Below are 23,528 nucleotides of genomic sequence, written 5' to 3'. Positions count from 1 at the left end.
TACCCGCAGGGGTATTCACCCGCACCCCGTTTCCCGGATTCGATGGTGTCGGCCCGGCTACGGGACCCGCCGGCGCATGGGAGAGGATTACCGCTATGAGACTGACCAAGTTCGAACACTCCGCTCTGCTTCTCGAGGACTCCGGGAAGAAGCTGTTCGTCGACCCGGGGAACTTCACCTCGCCGCTCACCGACACCGCCAACACCGTCGCCGTGGTGATCACCCACGAGCACGCCGATCACTGGACCCCGGAGCAGCTGAAGCGCATCCTCGACCTCAACTCCGACGTGCCGATCTTCGCGCCGGAGGGCGTCGCCACCGCGGCGACCGACTTCGACGTGACCGTCGTGCACGCCGGTGACAGCGTCGAGGCGGGGCCGTTCACCCTCCGGTTCTTCGGCGGCACGCACGCCGTCATCCACGAGAGCATCCCCGTCGTCGACAACCTGGGTGTGCTGATCAACGACCAGCTGTACTACGCGGGCGACTCGTTCGTCGTGCCCGAGGGCGTCGAGGTCGACGTGCTCGCGGCCCCCGCCGGGGCGCCGTGGATGAAGATGGCCGAGACGATGGACTACGTGCTCGCGGTGAAGCCGAAACGCAGCTTCGCCACACACGAGATGGTGCTCTCCCGCGCGGGCAAGGACCTCGCCGGCTCCCGGATCCAGTGGGCGACCGAGCAGAACGGCGGAGAGTACCTGGCGCTCGAACCCGGCGATTCGATCGACCTGTGACGGCCGGCCTGTGACCGCGGCGGGCGGCGGCGCGACCGACCGGAGGCCCGTGGTCGTCTGGTTCAGGGACGACCTGCGGATGGCCGACAACCCGGCGCTGCGTGCCGCGGCCGACTCCGGCCGCCCCGTGCTGTGCGTCTACGTCTGGGACGCCGAGTCCGCCGGGGTCCGGCCGCCGGGTGCCGCGGCCCGCTGGTGGCTACACCACAGCCTCGCCTCGCTCGCCGCCGACCTGGAGGACGCCGGCGCCGGTCTGCTGCTGCGCAGCGGGCCGGCCGAGCACGTGGTCCGGGACCTGCTCGCGGAGGTCGACGCCGCCGCCGTCTACTGGAACCGGCGCTACGGGGGCGCCGAACGCCGCATCGATGAAGCGGTCAAGACGGCCGCCCGTGCGTCCGGCATCGAGGCGACGAGCTTCGCAGCGTCGCTACTCCACGAGCCGTGGACGATCCGCACCGGCTCCGGCACCGCGTTCTCGGTCTACACGCCGTTCTGGCGCGCGTGCCTGGCGGCGCCCGAACCCCGGCGACCGCTCCCGCGGCCTCGCGAGCTCGCCCCCGCCGCCCTGCCGCAGGGCGTCGAGCTGGACGCGCTCGGCCTGCTGCCGACGCATCCCGACTGGGCCGGGGGCCTGCGCGAGACGTGGACGCCAGGGGAGGCGGAGGCGCATCGGGACCTCGACGCGTTCCTGGCCGACGGCGTCGCCGACTACCGCAGGGACAGGGACGTGCCCGGGATCGCCGCGACCTCGCGCCTCTCCCCCCGCCTGCGCTGGGGAGAACTGAGCCCGCACCAGGTGTGGCACGCGACGGCGCAGGCGAGGCGGGGCGTGCCGGGCGACGGCCCCGCCACCTTCCTCTCCGAGCTCGGCTGGCGCGAGTTCGCCTATCACACGCTCTTCGAGCACCCCGACCTTGCGACCGTGAACATCCATCGCGAGTACGACTCCTTCCCGTGGCCCCGCCTGCATCCGGCGTCGTTGCGGGCCTGGCAGCAGGGTCGCACGGGCATCCCGCTCGTCGACGCCGGGATGCGGGAACTGTGGAGAACCGGAACCATGCACAACCGCGTGCGGATGGTCACCGCGTCCTTCCTCGTCAAGAACCTGCTCATCGACTGGCGCCGCGGCGAACAGTGGTTCTGGGACACGCTGGTGGACGCCGACCCGGCGAGCAACCCGTTCAACTGGCAGTGGATCGCCGGCTCGGGAGCGGACGCTGCGCCCTACTTCCGCGTCTTCAACCCGGAGCTGCAGCGCGAGAAGTTCGACCGGAACGGCGACTATGTGCGGCGGTGGGTGCCCGAGTGGGACACGCAGGAGTACCCCGAGCCGATCGTGGACCTCGGCGAGACCCGGCGGGCGGCTCTCGCCGCCTACGACGTCGTCAAGCGCTCGCGCTGAGCGCCCATCGCCGGCGGCGCACCGGTCAGCGACCGTGCTCGGCCAGGATCTGGTCCACGTCGATACGCTGCAGCAGCTCGGGCCAGTCGATGGCCCGCGCCTCGGCCGCCCGCTCCTCGTCGGCGAGCACGCGCCCGCTGCGCTCCACCACGATGCCGGAGGGCAGCATCCGGTTGAGTTCCGCGAGGATCGCGTCGTCCACCGCCTCGGTGTCGAAGTCGGCGCCGACGCGGGCGTAGTAGTCGCCGGAGAGCGTGTAGGAGACGATCCCGGTTTCGATGCGGCTCATGGCTCGCATCGTAGCCCGCCGCTTCCACGGGACGTCAAGATGCGCTGCGTCCCCGCCCGACCCGGCGTAGAGTGCGCCGCATGACCGACCGGCCAGAAGACACGCAGAACGACCGCCCGCGCGACGCCGACGAGCTCGGCGAGGCCGTCGCCGATCTCGGCGAGAACCCGGAGGACCGTCTCGAGACGGTCGCCGAGCGCAACGACTCGCTGGAGGAGCGCCTGCCCGGCGACGAGGACCTGCCCCGCACCAAGGGGGCACCCGGCCAGGGGTAGGCCGCGGCGGCCGTCCCCCAGCTGGGACTGGGATGCCGCGCGGCGGCGTCCGTACGCTGGCTCGGTGGAACGGACCGGAGGGCGTGCAGAGCGGATGAGCGACCGCGCTCCCGGCGCCGCCGTCATGGAGCAGGTGGTCCGCCTCCAGGAGGCCGCACCGCCGCGGACCGCGCTCGCGCGCGCGTTCGGCGTCACCCCGCTGGACGACGACGCCCGGCCGTGGTTCGCCGGCGCCGTCGGCGAGCGCCGGGTCGGCGAGCTGCTGGCCGGGCTGCCCGGTGGCTGGCGCGTCTTCCACGCTCTCCCGGTCGGCTCGGGCGAGGCGGACGTCGACCATCTGGTCGTCGGCCCGGGCGGCGTCTTCGTGGTCAATACGAAGCACCACCGCGGCCAGCGCGTCTGGGTCGGCGAGCGCGCCCTGCTCGTCGCCGGTCAGAAGAAGCCGTACCTGCGCAACTCGGACCTGGAGGCGTCCCGCGTGCGCGGCGTGCTCGCCCGGGCCGGAGTCGCGGCACCGGTGAGCGCGGTCGTGGCGCTCGTCGGGGCGCGGGAGGTGACGGTGCGTCAGCAGCCGCGCCGTGTCGCGGTCGTGCGAGCCGAGACGCTGGTGCGCTGGCTGACGCGCCGTCCATCCGTGCTGGATGCGGGGACCGTCGCCGCGGTCGTCCGCCTGGTCGACGACCCGGCGACGTGGCGGCCGGTCGCGTACGCAGCTGAGACCGAGGCGCGCTTCGCCCGGATCGAGCGCGAGGTGCGCGCGGCGCACCTCGTCCGGCTCGGCTGGTGCCTTGCCGCGGCCCTCGGCATCCTCGCCGTCTCGCTCCCCCTGCTTCCGCACTGAACCGCGCGCGGACGGCTACGCGGGCGTCGCCGTGGTCCGCATCGTGAGAGCGAGGGCGCCGTCGCCCTCCGCGAGCTCCAGTTCCACGGCGATGGCGGTGAGCTCGGCGAGCGAGCGCAGGTGCGTTCCGCCGCACGGGATCTCGACGACCCCGTCCGGGAGGCCGGCGCGCCAGCGCCGCCGCTCCCCCAGGCCGTCGCCGTCGCGGACGATCGCGATCGGGACGTCCGCGCCCGCGGACACCCACGAGGCGAGCAGCGCGTTCGCCGCGTCGGCGACCTCCCCCACGCGCGCGGGAAACTCCGCGGCCGCGAAGCCCTTCTTGCGCAGGCTCTTGCCGATCCGGTACTCGTCGACCGAGCCGTCCGGGAGGATGCGCGAGGACGTGATCGCGAGCTGGTCGAAGTTCGGCCTCCCGCGCCCGTCGGACGGCACGTCCTTCGTCCACACTCCCGCGAGGGCATCGTTCAGCGCGAGCGAGGCCAGGTGGCAGGCCGTGTGCCCGGCCGAGAGCGCGCGACGCGCCTCGGCGTCAACGGTCACCGTGACCGGCGTCCCCGGCTCGAGGCCCGTCGCGTCGTCGACCAGATGGCAGACCACGAACGTCCAGCCCTCGGTGCCGGTGCGCACCGGCGCGTCGCCCACGTGCAGCACGGTGCCGTCGGTCGCGCCGACCACCGCGTCCACGACGGGCCTGCTCGCGCCGTCGACGGCGATCGTTCCGGTGTCCGCCGGCTGATCCGGCCAGACCGGGTCGACAGGGTGGAACGCCGTGCGGTCGAGGATCACCGCGCTCCGGCCGTCCGGCAGGGCCTCGACGTGGACGACGGTTCCGGTGGAGACGACGTCGCCGTCGGGATAGCCGACGACGGTGTCCGTGCTGGGCAGGCTCATGCCTCCAGCCTACGGGCCGCCGCCGGCCGTCCCGCGCCGGTCATCCCGCGGTCAGCGAGTCGACGTACGAGGAGTGCTCGTCCATCCACTTCGAGACGATGCGGTCGTAGTCCTTCGCGTCCGCTCCGCTGTTGAACATCGCGTTCTCGAGCGAGTACAGCAGGTCGGACTTCAGCCGGAACTTCTTCACCCAGCCCGCGACCTCCGGGAACTTCGTCGGGAACGCCGTGCTGCCGATCGAATGGATGGACTCCGCGGTGCCGAGCGCGTTCTTCGGGTCCTTCAGGTCCTTCAGGTCGAACTCGTCGTACGCCCAGTGCGGACGCCACAAGGTCACCGCGATGTCGTCGCCCTTCTTCATGGCCGCGGTCAGCTCGGCGAGCATCGCGGGGGTGGAGGAGGTGACGAAATCCATCTTCCCGAGGCCGTACTGCGGGATGACCTTCTTCTGCGTCGCCTCGGTGAGGCCCGCTCCGGGCTCGATGCCGACCAGGCGGTCGCCGACGTCGCCCGCGTGCGAGGCGAGCTGGTCGAGCGAGTCGATCGGGGCGTCCTTGTTGACCGCGATGGTCAGCTTGGCCTCGTCGTTCCAGGCGCCCAGGTCGGTGAGGTTCGTGTCGTACTTCTTCATGTACTCGGCGTGCGTCGTCGGCAGCCAGCCGTCGAACGCGACGTCGTAGTCGCCGGTGCTGAGGCCGGCGAAGGCGGGACCTGCGTCCGCGTACTCGAAGTCGACCGAGTAGCCCTGGCGCTCGAGCACGTGCTTCCACAGGTACGAGGCGGCCTCGCCCTCCGGCCAGCCGTTGAACACGGCGACCTTCACGGTGCCCTTGTCGCCGCCCGCGGTGGAGGCCGCGGTCACCGCGGTGCCGCCGATCACGACGAGCAGGCCGGCGCCGAGCACCGCGAGCGCGCGCTTCGGCATCCGGACCCGGGCCCGGCCGACGGCGGCGGTCAGCCGGTCGAGGATGATCGCGAGGATGACGACCGCGACGCCCGCCTCGAAGCCGAGGCCGACATCCACGCGGCTGAGCGCCTGGACGATGTCACGGCCCAAACCGCCCGCGCCGACCATGCCGGCGATGACGACCATCGACAGCGAGAGCATGATCACCTGGTTCACGCCGGCGAGGATGGACGGCATCGCCAGCGGCAGCTGGATCTGGCGCAGGATGCGGCGCGGCGGCGATCCGAACGCACGGCCGGCCTCGACCAGCTCGCGGTCGACGCCGCGGATGCCGAGCTCGGTGAGCCGCACGCCGGGCGCCATCGCGAACACGATGGTCGCGACCATGCCGGGCACGACGCCGACGCGGAACAGGATGAGCGCCGGGATGAGGTACACGAACGCGGGCATCGTCTGCATGAAGTCCAGCACCGGCCGGATGATCGCCGACGCCGCCTTCGACCGGGCTGCGAGGATGCCGAGCGGCACGCTCAGCGCGATCGCGATGACGGCGGATACCAGCACGAGCGCGAGGGTGTCCATCGCGTTGTCCCACTGGTCGATCCCGGCGATCACCAGCAGGCCGACGACGGTTCCCGCTCCGAACAGCCAGCCGCGCAGCCACACGGCGAGGATCGCGATGATGAGGATGACGCCCCAGAGCGGCGGCGTCTGCAGCAGCCAGTCCATCCCGTCGTAGAGGCCGGTGAACACCAGCCGCACGACGTCGAAGAAGCCGCCGAGGGTGGTCGTGATGAAGTCGACGACGTGCGACGCCCAGTCGCCGAGGGGGATGCGGACGTTCACGCGGTCACCTCCTCGGTCTCGCCGGCCGTCTCTCTCAGGGCGAGGGTCATCGCATCGACGGGCACGGTCGCGGGCGGCTCCACGATCACCGGGATCTCGGTGGTGTCGCTGGAGACGTTGCCGAGGGCGGCGAGCAGCGTGACGCGCGGGATGACGCCGAGCAGCCGCGCCTTGTCGTCGACCACCGCGAGCGGCAGGTCGCTGCCGACCGAGGGCTCCACGAGCTCGCTCAGCACCTCGTCGCGTGCGACGGAGGCGATGTCCTCGCGGATGACCTCGGAGAGGTCGCTGCGGCCGTCGCGCACCTGGCGCATGACGTCGCGGTCGCGGACCGCGCCGAGCAGTCGCCTGCCCTGACCGACGACGAACGCCGCGGAGGTCTGCAGGTCGCGCATGGTGCGCATCGCCGCGCGGGGGCCGCCCGCGACGGTGACGAGCGCACGGGCCGGCTCCATCACGCTCGCGGCGGTGAGCACGCGGGCGCGGTCGACGTCCTCGACGAAGCTCGCGACGTAGTCGTTCGCCGGGTCGGTGAGGATCTCCTCCGGTGTTCCGGTCTGCACGATCCGGCCGTCGCGCATCACGGCGATGCGGTCGCCGAGGAACATGGCCTCGTTGAGGTCGTGGGTGATGAACACGATCGTCTTCCCGAGCTTCGCCTGCAGCTCGATCAGCTGCTCCTGCATCTCGCGGCGGATGAGCGGGTCGAGGGCCGAGAACGCCTCGTCCATCAGCAGCACGTCCGTGTCGGCCGCCAGCGCCCTGCCGAGGCCGACGCGCTGCTGCATCCCGCCGGAGAGCTGCGCGGGGAGCTTGTCGCCCCAGCCCGCCAGCCCGACGAGCTCGAGCACCTCCTGGGCCTTCGCGCGGCGCTCCGCCGCCGAGACGCCCTTCACCTCGAGCCCGTAGGCGATGTTGTCGAGCACGGTGCGGTGCGGAAGCAGTGCGAAGTGCTGGAAGACCATCGAGATGTGGCGCTGCCGGATCTCGCGGAGGCGCTTGGCCGGGACGCCGGTGATGGTGGTCCCCATCACGGCGACCTCGCCGGCGGTCGGCTCCAGCAGGCCGTTCAGCAGCCGGATCAGGGTCGACTTGCCGGAACCCGAGAGCCCCATCACGACGAAGATCTCGCCGCGGTTGACGGTCAGGTCCGCATCGATGACGGCCGCCGTTCCGAGGGCCGACACCTCTCCCCTGCTCGCTCCGTCGCGCAGGCGGCGCACGGCCTCCTGCGGTTTGCGTCCGAAGACTTTGAAGACATTCCTCGCCTCGACGGCGACAGACTCGCTCACGTTCACTCCGCGGCGCGCGCACACCCTGCGGCGGCACGCGCTCAGTGGTTGCGCCCGGGTCGGAGCGTGCGGCGGTGACGGGACTCGAGCGCGGGCTCTCCGCGCGAATCCCTCCGCTGGCGCGACCATCGGGGTGCGCCCACGCCAGCCGACCGTACGTTCTCCGACCGGGCCACCTGTGCGGCCACGCGGACGGGGATCGCGGGCTGGTTCACGGCCCCGTCCCGTGCCGTGCGGCACACCGGGGCGGCTTCGACGTTATCAGGATGCTCGCAGCGAGCGCGAATCGAACGTGTGAGGATGCACATCCCGCGAGCCCGCCGGTTGGCGATCCGGCGCGGTTCTCCGGCAGAGTGTGCTCATGGCGAACAGCACCGGCGATCACCCCTGGCAGCGCGTACCGATCGAGCCGCAGAGCGTGGATGCCCCGCTCTCCCGCGCGGCCGTCTTCCTGGTGCTCACGGTCGCGCCGACCGACGAGGCGGCGGCCACGGTGAAGGACGTGCTGTCGGACATCTCCGGGCTCGTGAAGACCGTCGGATTCCGCGACCTGAACGCCCACCTCTCCTGCAATACGGGCATCGGGGCCGAGCTGTGGAGGCGCATCACAGACGCGACGCCGCCGCGCGAGCTGCACCCGTTCCGCGAGATCGCAGGTCCCGTGCACACCGCCGTCGCCACTCCCGGCGACCTGCTGTTCCACATCCGCGCCGAGCGCGGCGACTTCTGCTTCGAGTTCGAGCGGCAGCTGCTGGACGCGCTCGGCGACGCGGTGACCGTCGTCGACGAGGTCTCCGGCTTCCGCTACTTCGACTCCCGCGACCTGCTCGGCTTCGTCGACGGCACCGCGAACCCGACGGGAGGCGACATGGCCTCCGCCGCGATCGTGGGCGACGAGGACCCCGACCACGCCGGCGGCAGCTACGTCGTCGTGCAGAAGTACCTGCACGACCTGACCGCGTGGAACGCGCTGCCTGTGCCATCGCAGGAGAGCGTGATCGGGCGCACCAAGGTCGAGAACATCGAGCTGGACGACGTGGAGCACGGCCAGAAGGCGCACAAGACGCTCGCGACGATCACCGACGAGGCGGGCGTCGAGCACGACATCCTGCGCGACAATATGCCGTTCGGCGCGCCCGGCAGGGGCGAGTTCGGCACGTACTTCATCGGCTACTCCCGGGCGCTCTGGGTGATCGAGCGGATGCTGGAGAGGATGTTCGTCGGCGAGCCGGCCGGCAGCTACGACCGCATCCTCGACTTCTCGACGGCCGCGACCGGCACCACGTTCTTCGTTCCGACCCGCGGCTTCCTGGAGGCGCTGGCCGACTGACCGACGGCGATGCCGGCCAGCACGATCGCGAGCCCGAGCAGCTGCCGGAGCGTGAGCGACTCCCCCGCGACGAGCGCGCCGAGCACCACTCCGGTGACCGGGTTCAGCAGGCCGATCAGCCCGGCGGTGGCGGGCCCCAGCCTGCGGAGCCCGGAGAACCAGGCGAGGAAGGCCACGGCCGTCGCCAGGAGCGACACGTAGGCGAAGCCGGCCAGCGCCGGCCCGTCGAGCGCGGGAGGCGGTCCCTCCACGATCAGCGCGGCGGGCAGCACCAGGAGGCCGCCCGCGACGAGCTGCCACGAGGTCGAGGTGAGCACGTCGACATCGCTCCAGCGCGTCGCGAGCACGTAGCCGATGGCGGAGAGCGTCATCGCCGCCAGCGCCGCGACCACGCCGAGTGGGTCGACCGCCTGCCCACCGAGCAGCATGACCGCGACACCGGCCGCGCCGACCAGGCCGCCGGCGAGCGCGAGCGCCCGCGGCCTGCGGCCGAGCAGCAGCCAGCCGAAGCCCATCATCGCCAGCGGCGAGGCGGCCATCACGGTCGCGGCGATCCCGGAGGGAAGCCGCTGGGCCACTGCGTAGACGAGCACGAAGAAGCCGCCGGTGTTGAGCACGCCGAGCAGCGCGGCGCGCCACCACCACGCGCCCTTCGGCAGCCTCCTCGCCAGCGCCAGCAGGAGCAGCCCGGCGGGCAGCGCGCGCAGCACGGCTCCCCAGAGCGGTTCATCTGGCAGCACGGCCCTGGTCACGACGTACGTCGAGCCCCAGGCGATCGGTGCGAGTGCGGTGACGGCCATCCAGCGCCATTTAGCTTCCATGGAAGCTACTATAGCTTCCCGGGAAGCTATAGTGGACAGGGTGACCGAGACCCCAGACCACGTCGCCCGCATCCAGGAGGAGTGGCGCCGCGAGCGCCCCGACCTCGACGTCGCCCCGCAGGGCGTGATCGGCCGCCTGCACCGCGTCGCGGCGCGACTCACCGACGAGCTCGTCGCCGTCTACCGCGAGCACGACCTCGGCGAGGGCGACTTCGACGTGCTCGCCACCCTCCGCCGCGCCGGAGCGCCGTACGAGCGGACCCCCGGCGAGCTGGCCGGGCACACCATGATCACGACCGGCGGGATGACCAAGCGCATCGACCGGCTGGAGGCGGCGGGGCTGGTCACCCGTCGCGCCGCCGCGGACGACGGGCGCGGCAGGGTCGTCGCGCTCACCGACGCGGGCCGCGAGCGGATCGACGCCGCGATGACCGCCCACCTCGCGAACGAGCGACGACTGCTCGACGAGCTGGATGCCGCAGACGCGGCCGAGCTGGAGCGCATCCTCACCGTGTGGCTGGCGCGGCTGGCGTGACGGCGTAACACGGCGAGAAGAAGTTGCCCGCCTTACGGCCGGTGCGGGAAGCTCGGAGGATGACCCGAACCCGTCGCATCCTCGTCGCCGCAGCGGCCGCAGCCGCCGCACTCGCCCTCGCCGGCTGCTCCTCCGGCGGCTCCGGGTCCGGCGCGGGCGCGAGCACCACCTCGGCCGACTTCGGCTACGTGAACGCGGGCAAGCTGACGATCGCCACCGCCGAGCCGGCGTACTCGCCGTGGGTGCAGGACGACAAGCCGGAATCCGGCAAGGGATTCGAGGCGGCCGTCGCGTACGCCGTCGCCGGCAAGCTCGGCTTCGCGAAGGGTGACGTGACCTGGGTGCGGACCACCTTCGACCAGGCGATCGCTCCCGGCCCCAAGACCTTCGACGTCAATCTGCAGCAGTTCTCGATCACGGACGAGCGCAAGAAGGCGGTCGACTTCTCCTCCCCGTACTACGAGACCACGCAGGCGGTCGTGACCACCGAGGACTCCCCCGCCGCCAAGGCGACCTCGCTCGCCGACCTGAAGAAGCTCACGATCGGCGCGCAGTCGGCGACCACCAGCTTCGACGCCGCCGAGAAGTCCATCGCGCCCGCGGGCGGAGTGCAGGCGTTCAACTCCAACGACGACGCCAAGCTGGCGCTGGAGAGCAAGCAGGTGGACGCGATCGTCGTCGACCTGCCGACCGCCTTCTACCTGCGCGACGCGGAGCTGAAGAAGGGCGTGATCGTGGGCCAGCTGCCGAAGGTGGCCGGTGCGAAGGGCGACGAGTTCGGCCTGGTGCTCGCCAAGGGCAGCCCGCTGACGAAGAAGGTGTCCGCAGCGGTCGACGCCCTCCGCGCCGACGGGACGCTCGACGAGCTCGCGCAGAAGTGGCTGGCGGCCGACGGCGACGCGCCGGTGCTGAAGTAGCCGCTACCGTGGCACGGTGAGCACAGTCCCCTCCGCCGTCGCGCCGAGCGCGATCGAGCTCGACCGGCGGCGCTTCCGCAAGCGCCAGACGACGCGCTCGGTGCTGATCAGCCTGATCAGCACGCTCGTCGTCGCCGTCCTCGCGTGGGTGTTCGTCATCAACACTCCCGGGTGGGCGCGAGTCCAGCAGACGTTCCTCGATCCCGCCGTCGCCGTGGAGGCGTGGCCGCGGGTGTTCGACGGGCTGCTGCTGAACATCCGGGTGCTGATCTTCTCCGCGATCGGCGTGCTCATCGTGAGCATCGTGCTGGCGTCGCTGCGCACGCTCCGCGGGCCGATCTTCTTCCCGTTGCGCGCGCTCGCGGCCGGCTACACCGACCTGTTCCGCGGGATGCCGCTCATCATCGTGCTCTACCTTGTCGGCTTCGGTCTGCCCGGCCTCGGCGTCTTCCCGCGGATGCCACCCGAGTTCTGGGGCACGATCGCGCTGGTGCTCGTCTACTCGGCGTACGTGTCGGAGGTCTTCCGCGCGGGCATCGAGGCCGTGCACCCGTCGCAGCGGCTTGCCGCCCGCGGGCTCGGCCTCAGCCACGCCCAGACCCTGCGGCTGGTGATCCTGCCGCAGGCGGTGCGGAAGGTGACCCCGGCGCTGATGAACGACTTCGTCGCCATGCAGAAGGACGTCGGACTGATCTCCGTGCTCGGCGCGGTGGATGCGGTCCGCGCCGCGCAGATCGAGACCGCGGCGACCTACAACTTCACGCCGTACGTGCTGGCCGGGCTGCTGTTCGTCGTGCTCGCCCTGCCGATGATCCGCCTCACCGACTGGTACTCGGCGCGGGTCCGCAGCCGCGAGCAGATCGGGAGCATCGTATGAGCGGGGCCGTGCTGGAGCTGATCGGCGTGCGCAAGCGGTTCGGCGACACGGACGTGCTGCGCGGCATCGACCTCTCGGTGAACCGTCACGAGGTCGTCGCGCTGATCGGCGCCTCCGGGTCGGGCAAGTCGACGCTGCTGCGCACCGTCAACCTGCTGGAGCGGATCGACGACGGGCAGATCCTGCTCGGCGGCGAGGACATCAGCGACCCGCGGGTGGACGCGGACCGGGTCCGCGCCCGCATCGGCGTGGTGTTCCAGCACTACAACCTGTTCCCGCACCTCTCCGTGCTCGACAACGTGACGCTCGCCTCCCGGCGGGTGCACCGCATCCCGCGCGCTCAGGCGGAGGAGACCGGAAGGCGACTGCTGAACGACATCGGGCTGGGAGAGAAGGCGAAGGAGTTCCCCGACCGGCTCTCCGGCGGCCAGCAGCAGCGCGCCGCGATCGTACGCGCGATCGCCACGAATCCGGAGGTCCTCCTCCTCGACGAGGTGACCAGCGCGCTCGACCCCGAACTCGTCGGCGAGGTGCTGGAGCTCGTCCGGCAGCTCAAGGCCTCCGGCACGACGATCGTCATGGCCACCCACGAGATGGCGTTCGCGCGGGATGTCGCCGACCGGGTCGTGTTCCTCGACGCCGGCGTGATCGCCGAGCAGGGACCGCCGGAGCAGCTCTTCGAGGCGCCCCGCGAGCAGCGCACCAGAGCCTTCCTGTCGCGGTTCTCCGGCTGGGTCGCGTAGCACCGCGCAACGTGCCGCAACAGGTCGTCATCTTCATGGCGACGGGGATCGTGGACGCGGTAGAACAAGGCGATCATGTCGCGCATCTTCACGAGCAAGTTCAACCCCGGCCGCGCCCGCTGGGAGCTGGTCGTCAGCCCGCAGGGCGACGTCTACGCGTTCCCGCTCACGCTCCCGATCGCGCAGCGGCAGGTGCTCGGCGGCCACCGCAGGTACCTCGTGGGGCGCGTGGCGCGCGGCGCCCAGACGTGGACGGCCGCCGGCCCGTCCGGCCTCGTCTACGGCACCACGTTCCCGTCGCTGCCGTCCGCCCTGGAGGCGATCGCCGACGAGGTGGACCTGGCGCCCGTCCCCTGAGCGTCGGTCAGAGGGAGGACTTGGCCAGCGCGTCCTCGAGGGCGACCCAGGGCAGCATCGCGCACTTCACGCGCGTGACGTACTTGGAGACGCCGGCCAGCGCGACCGCGTCGCCGAGCACCTCCTCGTCGCCCTCCAGCGCGCCCTTCGACTGCATGAGCTCGCGGAACGCGGCGACGGCCGTCGCCAGTTCGGCGCGGCCGGCGTCGTGGACGAGGTCGCTGAGCAGCGACGCCGACGCCGTGGAGATGGAGCAACCGTGGCCGTCCCAGCTGATCGACTCGATGCGGCCGTCTGCCCCGGGATGCACGCCGAGCGTGACCTCGTCCCCGCAGGTCGGGTTGTACTGGTGCGAGACCGCCGCGGCGTCCTCGCGCAGGCCGAAGCCGTGCTTCTCGCGCGCGTGGTCGAGGATCACCTGCTGGTAGAGGTTCTGCAGGTCGCTCATGCCTCGAGCACCCCGAAGAACGCGCGGGCGTCGGCGACGGCGGCGACCGCCGCATCCACCTCGTCGGCAGTGTTGTAGAGGTAGGCGCTGATCCGCGTGCTCGCGGTGGCGCCGAATCGCCGGTGCACCGGCTGGGCGCAGTGATGGCCGACGCGCACCGCGATGCCGCGGTCGTCCAGGAACTGGCCCACGTCGTGCGCGTGGATGCCCTCCACCACGAAGCTGGCGAGTCCGACGCGCGGGGTCCCGGCTCCGGGACCGAGCACGCGGACGCCCGGGATCTCCGCGAGGCCCGCGAGCATGCGCGCTCCGAGCGCCTCCTCGTGCTCCTCGATCGCTCGCATCCCGACGCCGTCGAGGTAGTCGACGGCAGCGGCTAGCGCGACCGCCTGGGAGACCCGCTGAGTGCCCGCCTCGAACCGCTGGGGCGCCGGCAGGTACTCGGCCTTCTCGAGCGTGACCGTCGTGATCATGGACCCGCCCGTCAGGAACGGCGGGAGCGCGTTCAGGAGCTCGGAGCGGCCGTAGAGAGCGCCGACGCCCGTCGGCCCGAGCATCTTGTGACCGGAGAAGACGGCGAAGTCGACGTCGAGCGCGGCCAGGTCGACCGCCAGGTGCGGCACCGACTGGCAGGCGTCGAGCACCACGAGCGCACCGTGCTCGTGCGCCAGTGCGACAAGGTCGGCGACGGGGGCGATGGCGCCGAGCACGTTCGAGACGTGCGCGAACGCGACCACTTTCGTCCGCGGCCCGATCAGCTCTGCGGCCTCATCGAGGCGCAGCAGTCCGTCGTCCGTGAGCCCGATCACACGCAGCGTGGCGCCGGTGCGCGCGGCGAGCTCCTGCCACGGGATGAGGTTGGCGTGGTGCTCGGCCTCGGTCACGACGATCTCGTCGCCCTCGCCGAGGCGGAAGCGCTCGGCCTCCCGGCCGCCGCGGCCGAGCGAGGCGTTGGACATCGCGTAGGCGATGAGGTTGATGCCCTCGGTCGCGTTGGAGGTCCAGACCAGTTCGCCCGGCCGGACGCCGACGAAGCCGGCGACGCGCGCCCGCGCGTCCTCGAAGATCTCGGTCGCCTCGCCCGCGACCGTGTGCGCGCCGCGGTGCACGGCGGAGGTGTAGCGCTCCGTGAACGCGCGTTCCGCATCCAGCACCTGCAGCGGTTTCTGCGAGGTCGCCCCGGAGTCGAGGTACACGAACGGGTGGCCGTTCACCTCGCGGGAGAAGATCGGGAAGTCCGCGCGGAGACGGACCGGGTCCAGGGTTTCGGTGCGCATACGGTCCTCAACACTACCGGGCGCTCCTGCAATCCCGCCGTGGGTATTGCGGCACCCGTCCGCCCTGCTGATAGCCTCGCTTCGGCCCCCGTTCGGGGGCCGACCGTCTCGACGAAGGTGTGGTGACGCCGTGCTGACCGATTCCCCCTCCCCCGCTCGTCCGCGCCGGACCCGGCTGCGCACGATCGCCGCCGCCGCGTCGGCGACCGTGGCGCTGGCGCTCGGCGGCGCCCTCACCGCGACCCCCGCGCAGGCCTGGGATCCCGGGCACGGCCCCGGGGGCGATCGGCAGCTCGCGCCGCGCACCAGCTTCGTCATGGCGCCCGACGGCTCCAGCGGCGCCACTCAGGGCGGCGAGGGCATCCCGAACATCGACTCTGTCAAGAAGACGATCGCCACCTACTACGGCGACCCCGGGACCGGTATCGCCGACAAGACGCACTCCCCCTACATCAGCGAGCTCACCGGGATCCTCGCCCGCGAGAAGGCCCAGTTGAAGGGGATGTACGACCGCGCCGTGCACCGCGGCCAGAAGCCTGCGATCGTCTTCGACGCCGACGACACGACGCTGTGGACCTACGACATGGAAGTCGCGGACATGCACTTCACCTTCGACCCTGCAGAGCAGGACGTCTGGGTGCAGGACCAGCGCTTCCCGGCGACGCCCGGCATGGTGTCGTTCGTCGACCAGGCGGCAGCGATGGGCTTCACGGTCTTCGGCCTGACCGGGCGCAACGACGGCCAGAAGGCGGCGACCCTCGGCAACCTGGCGAAGGACGGCTACACGGCGTTCACGAGCGACCGGTTCTTCACCAAGTGGACGGGAGTGGGCGCCTCCCAGCAGCCCTCGTACATCCACTGCGCGGCGGCGAAGTGCACGACGGTCGAGTACAAGGCGCTCACCCGCAAGCACATCCAGGACCTCGGTTACACGATCACGCTCAATGTCGGCGACCAGTTCTCCGACCTGCAGGGCGGGTACGCGCAGCGGTCGCTGAAGCTGCCGAACCCCACCTACTACCTGCCGTCGCCCGACCTGCCCGGGCTCCACGAGCCGCAGCTCGCTCCGCGCAGCCACTTCCGGATGGCGCCGGACGGCTCCAGCGGAGCCACCCAGGGCGGCGAGGGCATCCCGAACATCGACTCGGTGAAGTCCACGATCGCCACCTACTACGGCGACCCCGGCACCGGCATCGCGGACAAGACGTCCTCGCCGTACATCCGGGAACTGCGCTCCATCGTCGCGCGCACCCTCCCCGCGCTCGCGGCCACCTGTGCGGTCGAGAAGCGGTTGCACAAGAACCCCGCCATCGTTCTGGACACCGACGACACGACGCTGTGGACCTACGACATGGAGGTGGCGGACATGCACTTCACCTTCGACCCGGCCGAGCAGGACGTCTGGGTGCAGGACCAGCGCTTCCCGGCGACGCCCTCGATGACCGTGCTGGCGAACCTGGCGCAGAAGTCGGGATGCACGATCATCGGGCTGACCGGACGCAACGACGACCAGAAGGCGGCGACCCTCGGCAACCTCGCGAAGGTCGGTTACACCGGCTTCACGGCCGCGAACTTCTACACCAAGTGGACGGGCGTCGGCGCCTCGCAGCAGCCGTCGTACATCCACTGCGCCGCCGCGAAGTGCACGACCATCGAGTACAAGTCGCAGACCCGCGCGCACATCGAGTCCGCGGCCGGCGGCCGCTACGACATCGTGGCGAACGTCGGCGACCAGTACAGCGACCTCATCGGCGGTTCGGCCGACCGCTCCATCAAGCTCCCGAACCCCACGTACTACCTCCCCTGACGCGCAACCGCCGAGTACGCGGACATTCCGCGTGCTCGGCGGTATTCGTGTCACTTTCTGCGTACTCGCGTGTGGGCGCGTGGATGCGTCGAATAGTCTCGAAGTATGGTCGAGCGCACGAACGGGTCCCCGTGGTTCTTCATCCTCGGCATCGCGCTCGTGGTGGTGGGCCTTGCCGGGCCTCTCGTCGTGGACGCGATGACCGGTGAAGTGCAGTGGATCGTGCGCGGCGCCGGCGTGCTCGTCGCGATCGGCGGCGGCGTGCTCATCGGCTTCGGGCTGCGCAGGCGCCGCGGCCGCTGAAGCGGCTCACGCGCCACTTGCGGCCGAGCACCCCTGCGGCGTATTTTCCTCGTATGGAAAGTACGGTCGTTGACATCGGCGCGGTGTTCGGCGCGCTCGCGGACCCCGTCCGCAGGCGGATCGTCGCCGAGCTGCGCGCCGGGGACGCGACCGTCGGCGAGCTCGCCGGCAGCATCGGCGCCGGGATGCCGGCCGTCTCCAAGCACCTGACGGTCCTGGAGAACGCGGGGCTGGTCTCCCGGCACCGCGAGGCGCAATGGCGTCGCTGCCGGCTCGAAGCCGTCGCGTTCGAGGAGCTGCAGGCCTGGCTGAACCACTACACCGAGCTGTGGACCGGGAGCCTCGACCGGCTCGACGCGCTCCTCGCCGACGAGGGCGGAGCGGCCTCGTGACCGGCGCGACGACCGTCACGAGGGACGGCAGGACGCTGACGCTCGAGCGCGTGTTCGCCGCGTCCCCCGATCGACTCTGGCACGCCCTCACCGACCCCGACGAGCTGATGCGCTGGTGGGGCCCTCCTGGGTACCCGGTGGTGCACTGCACGACGGACGTGCGTCCCGGCGGCGTCTGGCACTACTGCCTGCGCGGCCTGCGGACCGGGCGCGAGGTGTGGGCGAGGGCGGTCTATCAGGATGTCGTGCCTCCCGAGCGCCTGACCTACCTGGAGTGCTCCTCCACGCCAACGGGCGAGATCACCGACGAACGTCCCGGCGCGTTCGGGACGATCACGCTCGCACCGGACGGCCACGGCGCGCGGTTCCGCGCCGTGCTCCGCTGGGTGGACGACCTCGACCGAGATCGGGCACTTCGCGCCGGGGTCGCCGAGGGCTTCTCGGCGGCGCTCGACCTCCTGCAGACGCATCTCGACGAGGCAGGCTCGCCGCACGGCCCGACCGACCGCCCCACACCATGAACCCCCAGACGCGAAGGAACGCGACCATGGCAGCACTCACCTCCCCCGACGGCACCGTCATCGACTACGAGATCGCCGGCCCGGACGATGCACCCGCCGTCGTCCTCGTCGACGGCGCGATGTGCTTCCGCGACTCCGGGCCGATGCGCTCGATCGCGGATGCCCTCGCTCCCGAGCTGCGGGTCGTGCTCTACGACCGGCGCGGGCGCGGCGCCAGCACCGACACGGTTCCGTTCTCCGTGCACCGCGAGGTCGAGGACATCGCGGCCCTGGTGGACGCGGTCGGCGGCCGTGCCGCGGTCTTCGGGATGTCCTCCGGCGGTGCGCTCGCGCTCGCGGCGGCCTCGGAGCTCGGCCAGGGCCGCGTGACGAAAGTCGCGGTCTACGAGCCGCCGTTCATGCCCGAACCGGCCATCCCCGCCGCCGCCGCGTACACGGAAGAGCTGACCGCGACCCTGGCCGCCGGTGACCGCGAGCGCGCCGTCGAGTTCTTCTTGCGCCGCGTCGGCGTCCCGGACGCGGGCATCGAGGGGATGCGCGGCTCCCCCACGTGGGCGGCGACCGTCGCCCTCGCGCCGACGCTCGCGTACGACGACGCGGCCCTCGGCGACAGCCGGGTGCCCGCCGAGCTCCTGCGCGACCTCCCCGTCCCGGTGCTGGCACTCGCCGGCGGCGCGAGCCCCGAGTTCCTGCGCTTCGGAGCGGAGCGCGTGGCCGAGGAGGCGCGGGACGGCCGTTACGCCGTCGTCGACGGCCAGACGCACGACGTGGGGGCGGCCCCTCTCGCCGCTCACCTGCTCGCGTTCCTGCGCCCGTAAGGGAGCGTCTTCCCAGTACGGGAGCGGGCGGTGGAGGGGTTAGCCTGTCCGAGGGCATCGCTGCGGCGGTCCATCTCATCCGGGGGGAACATGAGTCGACGTCAGGCCGTCACGGCCTCCATCCTGCTCGCGCTGATCGCCGCGGCACTGATCGGTTTCGGCACGGCGACCGTCGTGGACTCGCTGAGCGGTCAGCCTGCGCAGCACGGCGGCGGCCTGCACCGCTGACCTCGCGGGAGACCGGCGGGACGTGCCGCCCGTGAGACCGCGACGCTGCCCCTCCCGTCAGGTCGCGGCCTCGCGCAGCTCGTCCCGCAGTGCGGTGAGCGCCGTCGCGGCGGTCCCCGACTCCGGTCGTCCGCCGCGGATGGCGATGTGCCGGCTGCCGGAGGGCACGAACGTCGCATCCAGCGCCGTCGACACCATCAGCAGGTAGTACCGGATCAGGCACGCCGCGTGGTCGCGGAGCAGCAGCTGGTCGCCCGGGCACGGCATCCCCTCGATCCACCGCGAGAGCTGGGTGAACGCCACGCGCAGGGCAAGCCCGGCGCGCGCGTCGGCGGCCCCGAGCCGCTGGCCGCTCGAGCAGCGTTCGAGGAGGCCTTCGGCGCGGTCGGCGTTGGCGACCGCCTCGTCGAGCACCGCGAGCAGTGCGAGGACGCCGAGCGAGTCGTCCTCGCGCAGCACCGACTCCGGCTCCGGCTGCGCTCGTCCCGCGCCGAACCACCGCATCCCGCACCTCCCCTCGCGAGGTGGCCCGATTGTACGCCCGCAGCATGCCGGCACGGGGGCCGGATCAGGTGCGGAAGGGGCGAGTCGTCGGGAACTGCGCCCGCAGCATGACGCCGACGCCGTCCTCGTCGTTCGTCAGCGTTCGCAGGACCCGCGGGGACGCGTCGAGCGCCGGCGACGCGTTGCCCATCAGCACGCCGACCCCGGCGTGCTCGAGCAGCTCGAGGTCCGACAGCGTGTCGCCGAAGGCGATCACCTCGTCGAGTCCCGCGCCGAGGTGAGCGGCGAGCGTGCGCAGGGCGGGCAGCTTGACGGCCGACGCCGGCACGATCTCGATCACGTTCGGCACCCGGTGCAGGAAGATCCCGCTCGCGGCCGCGCGCAGGTCCGTCTCGAGCGCGGTCAGGCGCTCCGCGTCGCCGCGGAACATCAGCTTGAAGACGCCCGCACCGTCCGGCGCCCCGAGCAGCTCCCCCTCCACGCCGACGGCGTCCGGCCAGACGGAGGTGTTCCTCGCCTCGCGGAGGCCCCAGTAGTCGAGCCGGTTCACGAACCAGCCACCGCGTGTGTAGACCCCGGTGTGCACATCGTGCCCGGTGCTCGCGGTCAGGATGGCGCGCACGGATGCCGGATCGAGCGGCGTCTCGGAGAGTTCGGTGAACGAGCCGTCCGGCTCCCTCGCCCACACCAGCGACCCGCCGAAGGTGCAGTACGACGCGGGCACACCGAGCTGCTCCTCGATGATCGCCGTCGACTGCGGCCCACGCGCCGTCACCAGCACGACGTGGACGCCGGACTCCTCGGCCACGCGCCGCACCTCCGACGCGGTGAAGGCGGGAATCCGTTTGTCCGAGCCGATCAGCGTGCCGTCGATGTCGAGGGCGAGGATGCGCGCTGCGCTCATTCGGGCGACACTCCACTCGCGCTCGTGATCCGGGACCGTCCCAGCCTAGCGAGCCGCGCGCACACTCCTACCCCGCTTATCCCCGCAGTCGGGCTCCCTGTCAATCGGCTGTGCCCGCCTCTTTTCCGGGGGGTGGATGGACCGCACACGATACGAAACCCTACGGAAGGGAGCCGGAGCATGACGATCTCGGACGATGACGCCGAAGGCACTCCGATCTTCGAGAGCACACGCCAGACCCACGACGAGCCCATCACGTCGGGCACCATCCCGGGCAGCGGCCCGGGCGTCGCAGCGGGCGTGAGCGCGGGAGGCAGCGGAAGCGTCGGAAGCAGCGGAAGCGTCGGAAGCAGCGGAGGCGTCGGCGACAAGGCCGAAGCCGCGAAGCAGGAAGCCGGCCGCGTGGCCGACTCCGCGATGGAGGCGGGCAAGGATGTCGCCGGCGTCGCGAAGGAGGAGGCCAGGAACGTCGCCACGGAGACCAAGAGCCAGGCGCAGGATCTGTACCGCCAGACGCAGCAGGAGCTGCGCGAGCAGGCGGCCGTCCAGCAGGAGCGCGTTGCGAACGGCCTGCGCTCGATCGGCGACGAGCTGGAGCAGATGGCGAGCGCCTCGGAGTCGCAGGGCGTCGCCAGCGACCTCGTCGGGCAGGCGGCACGGCGCACGCACGCCGTTGCGGGCTGGCTCGACGCGCGCGACCCCGGGTCGCTGCTACAGGAGGTGAAGTCGTATGCGCGGCGCAACCCCGGCACATTCATCGCGGCCGCCGCGGTGGCCGGCGCGCTCGCCGGGCGGCTGACCAGGGCGCTCGCCTCGGGCGGAGACAAAGACGGCGACGGTGGCAGCACGGGCAGCGCCAGCGGCCGCGCAGCCGGCCGAGCCGGCGTCACGCCGGGCACCGCACCCGTCGGCAGCACCGTCACCGGCGCACCGGCTCCGACCTTCCCGCCCGGCGACGGGACCGTGGGCGGCAGCGCCGTCCCCGGCGGCACCATCGCGGGAGGCCCGCAGTGACCGACGAACCCACCCCCTCGGAGGAACGGGCGGCAACGACCTCCCTCGGCGACCTGCTCGCCGAGGTGTCGCGCGACCTCTCGACGCTCATCCGCCAGGAGATGGACCTCGCCAAGGCGGAGCTGCGGCAGACCGCCACCCGCGCAGGCAAGGGCGCGGGGATGCTGGGCGGCGCCGGCTACGCGGCGCTGATGGCGGTGTTCTTCCTGTCGATCGCCCTCTGGTGGGCGCTCGGCTACCTGGTGGGCAACGCCTGGTCCGGCGTGATCGTCGCCGTGATCTGGGCGATCATCGCGCTGATCCTCTACCTGGTCGGCCGCAAGCAGCTGAAGACCGTACAAGGGATGCCACGGACCGTCGAGACGGTCAAGGAGATCCCGGACACCCTGAAACGAAACGGAGAGAACCGATGAGTGACGACCCCGATGTGATCCGCGCCGAGATCGAAGCCACACGCCGCGACCTGAGCGGCGACGTGGATGCGCTGGCCGACAAGGTCACGCCGAGCAAGATCGCGCACCGCCAGAGCCGGCGCGTGAAGGGAGCCTTCCACTCCCTGAGCGAGCGCGTGATGGGATCCGACGACAGCGGCCACCGCTCACTCGGCGAAGCGGCGGGCGACCGGCTGGGCGACGCCGCCGACGCGACGGCCGACGCCGGTCGCCGTGTCGTGGCGAAGGCGGAGGGCAATCCGCTCGCCGTCGGCCTGATCGCCTTCGGCGTCGGCTGGCTCGCCGCCTCCCTCATTCCGGCGAGCGAGAAGGAGCAGGAACTCGCCTCCGCCGCGAAGGATGCGGCGCAACCGATGCTCCACGAGGCCGCCGAGGTGGGCAAGCAGATCGCCGACGATCTGAAGGAGCCGGCCCAGGAGGCGGTGCAGGCGGTCAAGGAGACCGCACAGGACTCGGTCGAGACGGTCAAGGCCGAGGCGACCGACCGCGCGGGCGACGTGCGTGACGACGCCGCGGACGCCGGTCGGCGTCTGCAGGACGGCGCCTGAGCGAACGACCGACGACGGCGCGGAGGAGGGTGACCCTCCCTCCGCGCCGTCGCTGATTCTCCGGACACCGACACGGACACGGACACCGACACCAAGGAGCGACAGCATGAGCGACATCGGAGCCAGCGAGAGACTCGCGGACGCCCCCTCCCCCGACGACCCGCGCAAACCGGAGAGCCCGAAGGAGCTGCACCGGCCCTCCTGGAAGCTGGTCCTGAAGCGGACCGTCCGCGAGTTCAGCACGGACAAGTGCACGGACCTGGCCGCGGCGCTCACCTACTTCGCCGTGCTGTCGCTCTTCCCCGGCCTGCTGGCGCTGGTCTCGCTGCTGGGTGTGATCGGCCAGGGTCGGGCGGCGACGGACGCCCTGGTGCGCATCCTGCAGGAGGTGGCGCCGGGAGAGACGGCGAACCTGCTGAAGGGCCCGCTCGAGAATGCGGCGAACTCGCCCGCGTCCGGTGTCGCGCTCGTCCTCGGGATCGTGCTCGCGATCTGGTCGGCCTCCGGCTACATCGGCGCCTTCTCCCGGGCCATGAACCGCATCTACGACCTGGACGAGGGCCGGCCGTTCTGGAAGCTCAAGCCGGCGCAGCTGCTCGTGACGATCATCTCGCTGGTGCTGGTCGCTCTGGTGGCCCTCATGCTCGTGATCTCCGGTCCGGTCACCCGCGCGGTCGGCGGTGCGCTCGGCCTCGGCACGGTGCCGCAGACGGTCTGGGAGATCGTGAAGTGGCCGGTGATGCTGTTCGTCGTCGTCCTCATCATCGCGGTGCTCTACTACGCGTCGCCGAACGCCAAGCAGCCGAAGTTCCGGTGGATCAGCATGGGGGCGATCGTCGCCATCCTGGTGCTCGCGATCGCGACCTTCCTGTTCGGGCTGTACGTCGCGACGTTCGCGAACTACTCGAAGACATACGGTCCTCTGGCCGGCGTGATCGTCTTCCTGCTGTGGGTGTGGATCGCGAACCTGGCGCTGCTGTTCGGTGCGGAGCTGGACGCGGAGACCGAGCGCGGCCGCGAGCTGCAGGCCGGGATCGCCGCGGAGGAGGACATCCAGCTGCCGCCGCGCGACACCCGGGTCAGCGAGAAGTCGGTGGAGAAGGAGCGGAAGCTGGTGGAGGAGGCGGCGGCGCTGCGCGCGGACGCGGACGGGCAGACGGACGGCGACGAGAACGGCGACCATCGGGACCACCGCACGCGCTGACCGCTTACCCCCGTGCGCCCACCGGCGCAACGGTCTGTGCCCCCCTCT

29 protein-coding genes are annotated in these 23,528 nt (G+C 71.6%); 20 read left to right on the top strand and 9 right to left on the bottom strand.

Going from position 1 to position 23,528, the window contains the following annotated elements; translation table 11 throughout:
- Nucleotides 1-95 precede the first annotated feature (95 nt).
- Both AAME72_RS15460 and AAME72_RS15455 read left to right on the top strand, forming a co-directional pair.
- Nucleotides 96-734, top strand: coding sequence for an MBL fold metallo-hydrolase (locus tag AAME72_RS15460; protein WP_348787440.1), 639 nt, complete (start codon nucleotides 96-98; stop codon nucleotides 732-734).
- 10 nt (nucleotides 735-744) lie between these two features.
- Nucleotides 745-2,136, top strand: a complete 1,392-nt coding sequence (locus AAME72_RS15455; protein ID WP_348787439.1) for a deoxyribodipyrimidine photo-lyase — start codon at nucleotides 745-747, stop codon at nucleotides 2,134-2,136.
- Nucleotides 2,137-2,161: 25 nt separating this feature from the next.
- Here the strand turns inward: AAME72_RS15455 and AAME72_RS15450 are convergent, their stop codons facing one another.
- Entirely contained in the window at nucleotides 2,162-2,425 is a 264-nt protein-coding gene (locus AAME72_RS15450; RefSeq protein WP_348787438.1) for a hypothetical protein, read from the bottom strand.
- Between the two features lie 80 nt (nucleotides 2,426-2,505).
- Between AAME72_RS15450 and AAME72_RS15445 the strand changes: the two genes are divergently transcribed.
- The gene (locus AAME72_RS15445) at nucleotides 2,506-2,700 is read left to right on the top strand and encodes a hypothetical protein (protein ID WP_348787437.1); all 195 of its coding nucleotides are present in this window, start codon (nucleotides 2,506-2,508) and stop codon (nucleotides 2,698-2,700) included.
- 64 nt (nucleotides 2,701-2,764) lie between these two features.
- Entirely contained in the window at nucleotides 2,765-3,541 is a 777-nt protein-coding gene (locus tag AAME72_RS15440) for a nuclease-related domain-containing protein (protein WP_348787436.1), read from the top strand.
- Nucleotides 3,542-3,556: 15 nt separating this feature from the next.
- Here the strand turns inward: AAME72_RS15440 and AAME72_RS15435 are convergent, their stop codons facing one another.
- Genes AAME72_RS15435 through AAME72_RS15425 form a run of 3 tightly spaced genes read right to left on the bottom strand, consistent with a single transcriptional unit; the run spans nucleotide 3,557 to nucleotide 7,480 of the window.
- Nucleotides 3,557-4,435 (bottom strand): metal-dependent hydrolase, encoded by an 879-nt coding sequence (locus tag AAME72_RS15435; protein WP_348787435.1) that lies wholly within the window; start codon nucleotides 4,433-4,435, stop codon nucleotides 3,557-3,559.
- A gap of 40 nt (nucleotides 4,436-4,475) precedes the next feature.
- Nucleotides 4,476-6,188: an ABC transporter permease/substrate binding protein gene (locus AAME72_RS15430; protein ID WP_348787434.1), complete on the bottom strand. Its 1,713-nt coding sequence runs from the start codon at nucleotides 6,186-6,188 to the stop codon at nucleotides 4,476-4,478.
- Nucleotides 6,185-7,480 (bottom strand): glycine betaine/L-proline ABC transporter ATP-binding protein, encoded by a 1,296-nt coding sequence (locus AAME72_RS15425; protein WP_348787433.1) that lies wholly within the window; start codon nucleotides 7,478-7,480, stop codon nucleotides 6,185-6,187. The genes AAME72_RS15430 and AAME72_RS15425 overlap by 4 nt, the downstream gene beginning before the upstream one ends.
- A gap of 361 nt (nucleotides 7,481-7,841) precedes the next feature.
- Here AAME72_RS15425 and AAME72_RS15420 point away from each other — a divergent pair, with 361 nt between their 5' ends.
- Complete coding sequence (locus AAME72_RS15420; protein ID WP_348787432.1) at nucleotides 7,842-8,810, top strand: Dyp-type peroxidase; 969 nt, start codon at nucleotides 7,842-7,844, stop codon at nucleotides 8,808-8,810.
- Here AAME72_RS15420 and AAME72_RS15415 read toward each other — a convergent pair.
- Entirely contained in the window at nucleotides 8,720-9,631 is a 912-nt protein-coding gene (locus tag AAME72_RS15415) for an EamA family transporter (protein ID WP_348787431.1), read from the bottom strand. The two genes, AAME72_RS15420 and AAME72_RS15415, sit on opposite strands and share 91 nt — an antisense overlap.
- Between AAME72_RS15415 and AAME72_RS15410 the strand changes: the two genes are divergently transcribed.
- From AAME72_RS15410 to AAME72_RS15390, 5 genes are all read left to right on the top strand, one after another.
- Nucleotides 9,630-10,166, top strand: a complete 537-nt coding sequence (locus AAME72_RS15410) for a MarR family transcriptional regulator (RefSeq protein ID WP_348790148.1) — start codon at nucleotides 9,630-9,632, stop codon at nucleotides 10,164-10,166. The genes AAME72_RS15415 and AAME72_RS15410 overlap by 2 nt on opposite strands.
- A 59-nt stretch (nucleotides 10,167-10,225) precedes the next feature.
- The gene (locus AAME72_RS15405) at nucleotides 10,226-11,083 is read left to right on the top strand and encodes an ABC transporter substrate-binding protein (RefSeq protein ID WP_348787430.1); all 858 of its coding nucleotides are present in this window, start codon (nucleotides 10,226-10,228) and stop codon (nucleotides 11,081-11,083) included.
- Between the two features lie 16 nt (nucleotides 11,084-11,099).
- Nucleotides 11,100-11,960, top strand: coding sequence for an amino acid ABC transporter permease (locus tag AAME72_RS15400; RefSeq protein ID WP_348787429.1), 861 nt, complete (start codon nucleotides 11,100-11,102; stop codon nucleotides 11,958-11,960).
- Nucleotides 11,957-12,703, top strand: a complete 747-nt coding sequence (locus AAME72_RS15395; RefSeq protein WP_348787428.1) for an amino acid ABC transporter ATP-binding protein — start codon at nucleotides 11,957-11,959, stop codon at nucleotides 12,701-12,703. The genes AAME72_RS15400 and AAME72_RS15395 overlap by 4 nt, the downstream gene beginning before the upstream one ends.
- 75 nt (nucleotides 12,704-12,778) lie before the next feature.
- Entirely contained in the window at nucleotides 12,779-13,060 is a 282-nt protein-coding gene (locus tag AAME72_RS15390; protein WP_348787427.1) for a hypothetical protein, read from the top strand.
- A 7-nt stretch (nucleotides 13,061-13,067) separates the two neighbouring features.
- Here AAME72_RS15390 and sufU read toward each other — a convergent pair whose 3' ends face one another.
- Together sufU and AAME72_RS15380 are read right to left on the bottom strand one after the other, a co-directional pair.
- Nucleotides 13,068-13,508, bottom strand: a complete 441-nt coding sequence (gene sufU / locus AAME72_RS15385; RefSeq protein ID WP_348787426.1) for a Fe-S cluster assembly sulfur transfer protein SufU — start codon at nucleotides 13,506-13,508, stop codon at nucleotides 13,068-13,070.
- Nucleotides 13,505-14,785, bottom strand: coding sequence for a SufS family cysteine desulfurase (locus tag AAME72_RS15380; RefSeq protein WP_348787425.1), 1,281 nt, complete (start codon nucleotides 14,783-14,785; stop codon nucleotides 13,505-13,507). Before AAME72_RS15380 ends, sufU begins: the two co-directional genes overlap by 4 nt.
- A 130-nt stretch (nucleotides 14,786-14,915) precedes the next feature.
- On the opposite strand from AAME72_RS15380, the gene AAME72_RS15375 reads away from it, so the two are divergent.
- The 6 genes from AAME72_RS15375 to AAME72_RS15350 all read left to right on the top strand — a co-directional run bounded on the left by AAME72_RS15375 (nucleotide 14,916) and on the right by AAME72_RS15350 (nucleotide 18,854).
- Nucleotides 14,916-16,592 carry an HAD family acid phosphatase gene (locus tag AAME72_RS15375; protein WP_348787424.1) on the top strand — a complete coding sequence of 559 codons (1,677 nt, stop codon included), beginning with the start codon at nucleotides 14,916-14,918 and terminating at the stop codon, nucleotides 16,590-16,592.
- 105 nt (nucleotides 16,593-16,697) lie between these two features.
- A complete protein-coding gene (locus tag AAME72_RS15370) occupies nucleotides 16,698-16,895 on the top strand; it encodes a hypothetical protein (protein ID WP_348787423.1) in 198 nt (65 codons plus the stop codon).
- A gap of 53 nt (nucleotides 16,896-16,948) precedes the next feature.
- Complete coding sequence (locus AAME72_RS15365; protein WP_348787422.1) at nucleotides 16,949-17,287, top strand: metalloregulator ArsR/SmtB family transcription factor; 339 nt, start codon at nucleotides 16,949-16,951, stop codon at nucleotides 17,285-17,287.
- Nucleotides 17,284-17,808 (top strand): SRPBCC domain-containing protein, encoded by a 525-nt coding sequence (locus AAME72_RS15360; RefSeq protein WP_348787421.1) that lies wholly within the window; start codon nucleotides 17,284-17,286, stop codon nucleotides 17,806-17,808. The genes AAME72_RS15365 and AAME72_RS15360 overlap by 4 nt, the downstream gene beginning before the upstream one ends.
- 26 nt (nucleotides 17,809-17,834) lie before the next feature.
- Complete coding sequence (locus AAME72_RS15355) at nucleotides 17,835-18,626, top strand: alpha/beta fold hydrolase (RefSeq protein ID WP_348787420.1); 792 nt, start codon at nucleotides 17,835-17,837, stop codon at nucleotides 18,624-18,626.
- A 90-nt stretch (nucleotides 18,627-18,716) separates the two neighbouring features.
- Complete coding sequence (locus tag AAME72_RS15350; protein ID WP_348787419.1) at nucleotides 18,717-18,854, top strand: hypothetical protein; 138 nt, start codon at nucleotides 18,717-18,719, stop codon at nucleotides 18,852-18,854.
- A 57-nt stretch (nucleotides 18,855-18,911) separates the two neighbouring features.
- Here the strand turns inward: AAME72_RS15350 and AAME72_RS15345 are convergent, their stop codons facing one another.
- Nucleotides 18,912-19,358 (bottom strand): hypothetical protein, encoded by a 447-nt coding sequence (locus tag AAME72_RS15345; RefSeq protein WP_348787418.1) that lies wholly within the window; start codon nucleotides 19,356-19,358, stop codon nucleotides 18,912-18,914.
- 64 nt (nucleotides 19,359-19,422) lie between these two features.
- Nucleotides 19,423-20,262, bottom strand: a complete 840-nt coding sequence (locus AAME72_RS15340) for an HAD hydrolase family protein (protein WP_348787417.1) — start codon at nucleotides 20,260-20,262, stop codon at nucleotides 19,423-19,425.
- Between the two features lie 180 nt (nucleotides 20,263-20,442).
- Here AAME72_RS15340 and AAME72_RS15335 point away from each other — a divergent pair, with 180 nt between their 5' ends.
- The 4 genes from AAME72_RS15335 (at nucleotide 20,443) to AAME72_RS15320 (ending at nucleotide 23,480) form a co-directional block, all read left to right on the top strand.
- Complete coding sequence (locus AAME72_RS15335; protein WP_348787416.1) at nucleotides 20,443-21,276, top strand: hypothetical protein; 834 nt, start codon at nucleotides 20,443-20,445, stop codon at nucleotides 21,274-21,276.
- Nucleotides 21,273-21,689 carry a phage holin family protein gene (locus AAME72_RS15330; RefSeq protein ID WP_348787415.1) on the top strand — a complete coding sequence of 139 codons (417 nt, stop codon included), beginning with the start codon at nucleotides 21,273-21,275 and terminating at the stop codon, nucleotides 21,687-21,689. The genes AAME72_RS15335 and AAME72_RS15330 overlap by 4 nt, the downstream gene beginning before the upstream one ends.
- A complete protein-coding gene (locus tag AAME72_RS15325; protein ID WP_348787414.1) occupies nucleotides 21,686-22,276 on the top strand; it encodes a DUF3618 domain-containing protein in 591 nt (196 codons plus the stop codon). Before AAME72_RS15330 ends, AAME72_RS15325 begins: the two co-directional genes overlap by 4 nt.
- Nucleotides 22,277-22,382: 106 nt before the next feature.
- On the top strand, nucleotides 22,383-23,480 hold the full coding sequence (locus AAME72_RS15320) for a YihY/virulence factor BrkB family protein (RefSeq protein ID WP_348787413.1): 1,098 nt from the start codon (nucleotides 22,383-22,385) through the stop codon (nucleotides 23,478-23,480).
- Nucleotides 23,481-23,528 lie beyond the last annotated feature (48 nt).

It is taken from the genome of Leifsonia sp. NPDC080035 (assembly GCF_040050925.1).
Taxonomy (GTDB): Bacteria; Actinomycetota; Actinomycetes; order Actinomycetales; family Microbacteriaceae; genus Leifsonia.
Note: the sequence above shows the minus strand (reverse complement) of the source record. Positions and strands in the feature narration are given on the sequence as shown.

Bases quoted from the DNA above. Each gene is read 5' to 3' on its own strand.
- AAME72_RS15320 (WP_348787413.1), top strand. From the start codon at position 22,383: ATGAGCGACATCGGAGCCAGCGAGAGACTCGCGGACGCCCCCTCCCCC.
- AAME72_RS15325 (WP_348787414.1), top strand. From the start codon at position 21,686: ATGAGTGACGACCCCGATGTGATCCGCGCCGAGATCGAAGCCACACGC.
- AAME72_RS15395 (WP_348787428.1), top strand. From the start codon at position 11,957: ATGAGCGGGGCCGTGCTGGAGCTGATCGGCGTGCGCAAGCGGTTCGGC.
- sufU (WP_348787426.1), bottom strand. From the start codon at position 13,508: ATGAGCGACCTGCAGAACCTCTACCAGCAGGTGATCCTCGACCACGCG.
- AAME72_RS15335 (WP_348787416.1), top strand. From the start codon at position 20,443: ATGACGATCTCGGACGATGACGCCGAAGGCACTCCGATCTTCGAGAGC.
- AAME72_RS15365 (WP_348787422.1), top strand. From the start codon at position 16,949: ATGGAAAGTACGGTCGTTGACATCGGCGCGGTGTTCGGCGCGCTCGCG.
- AAME72_RS15370 (WP_348787423.1), top strand. From the start codon at position 16,698: ATGGTCGAGCGCACGAACGGGTCCCCGTGGTTCTTCATCCTCGGCATC.
- AAME72_RS15405 (WP_348787430.1), top strand. From the start codon at position 10,226: ATGACCCGAACCCGTCGCATCCTCGTCGCCGCAGCGGCCGCAGCCGCC.
- AAME72_RS15410 (WP_348790148.1), top strand. From the start codon at position 9,630: ATGGAAGCTACTATAGCTTCCCGGGAAGCTATAGTGGACAGGGTGACC.
- AAME72_RS15340 (WP_348787417.1), bottom strand. From the start codon at position 20,262: ATGAGCGCAGCGCGCATCCTCGCCCTCGACATCGACGGCACGCTGATC.
- AAME72_RS15445 (WP_348787437.1), top strand. From the start codon at position 2,506: ATGACCGACCGGCCAGAAGACACGCAGAACGACCGCCCGCGCGACGCC.
- AAME72_RS15450 (WP_348787438.1), bottom strand. From the start codon at position 2,425: ATGAGCCGCATCGAAACCGGGATCGTCTCCTACACGCTCTCCGGCGAC.
- AAME72_RS15390 (WP_348787427.1), top strand. From the start codon at position 12,779: ATGTCGCGCATCTTCACGAGCAAGTTCAACCCCGGCCGCGCCCGCTGG.
- AAME72_RS15355 (WP_348787420.1), top strand. From the start codon at position 17,835: ATGGCAGCACTCACCTCCCCCGACGGCACCGTCATCGACTACGAGATC.
- AAME72_RS15345 (WP_348787418.1), bottom strand. From the start codon at position 19,358: ATGCGGTGGTTCGGCGCGGGACGAGCGCAGCCGGAGCCGGAGTCGGTG.
- AAME72_RS15420 (WP_348787432.1), top strand. From the start codon at position 7,842: ATGGCGAACAGCACCGGCGATCACCCCTGGCAGCGCGTACCGATCGAG.
- AAME72_RS15435 (WP_348787435.1), bottom strand. From the start codon at position 4,435: ATGAGCCTGCCCAGCACGGACACCGTCGTCGGCTATCCCGACGGCGAC.
- AAME72_RS15380 (WP_348787425.1), bottom strand. From the start codon at position 14,785: ATGCGCACCGAAACCCTGGACCCGGTCCGTCTCCGCGCGGACTTCCCG.
- AAME72_RS15415 (WP_348787431.1), bottom strand. From the start codon at position 9,631: ATGGAAGCTAAATGGCGCTGGATGGCCGTCACCGCACTCGCACCGATC.
- AAME72_RS15350 (WP_348787419.1), top strand. From the start codon at position 18,717: ATGAGTCGACGTCAGGCCGTCACGGCCTCCATCCTGCTCGCGCTGATC.
- AAME72_RS15460 (WP_348787440.1), top strand. From the start codon at position 96: ATGAGACTGACCAAGTTCGAACACTCCGCTCTGCTTCTCGAGGACTCC.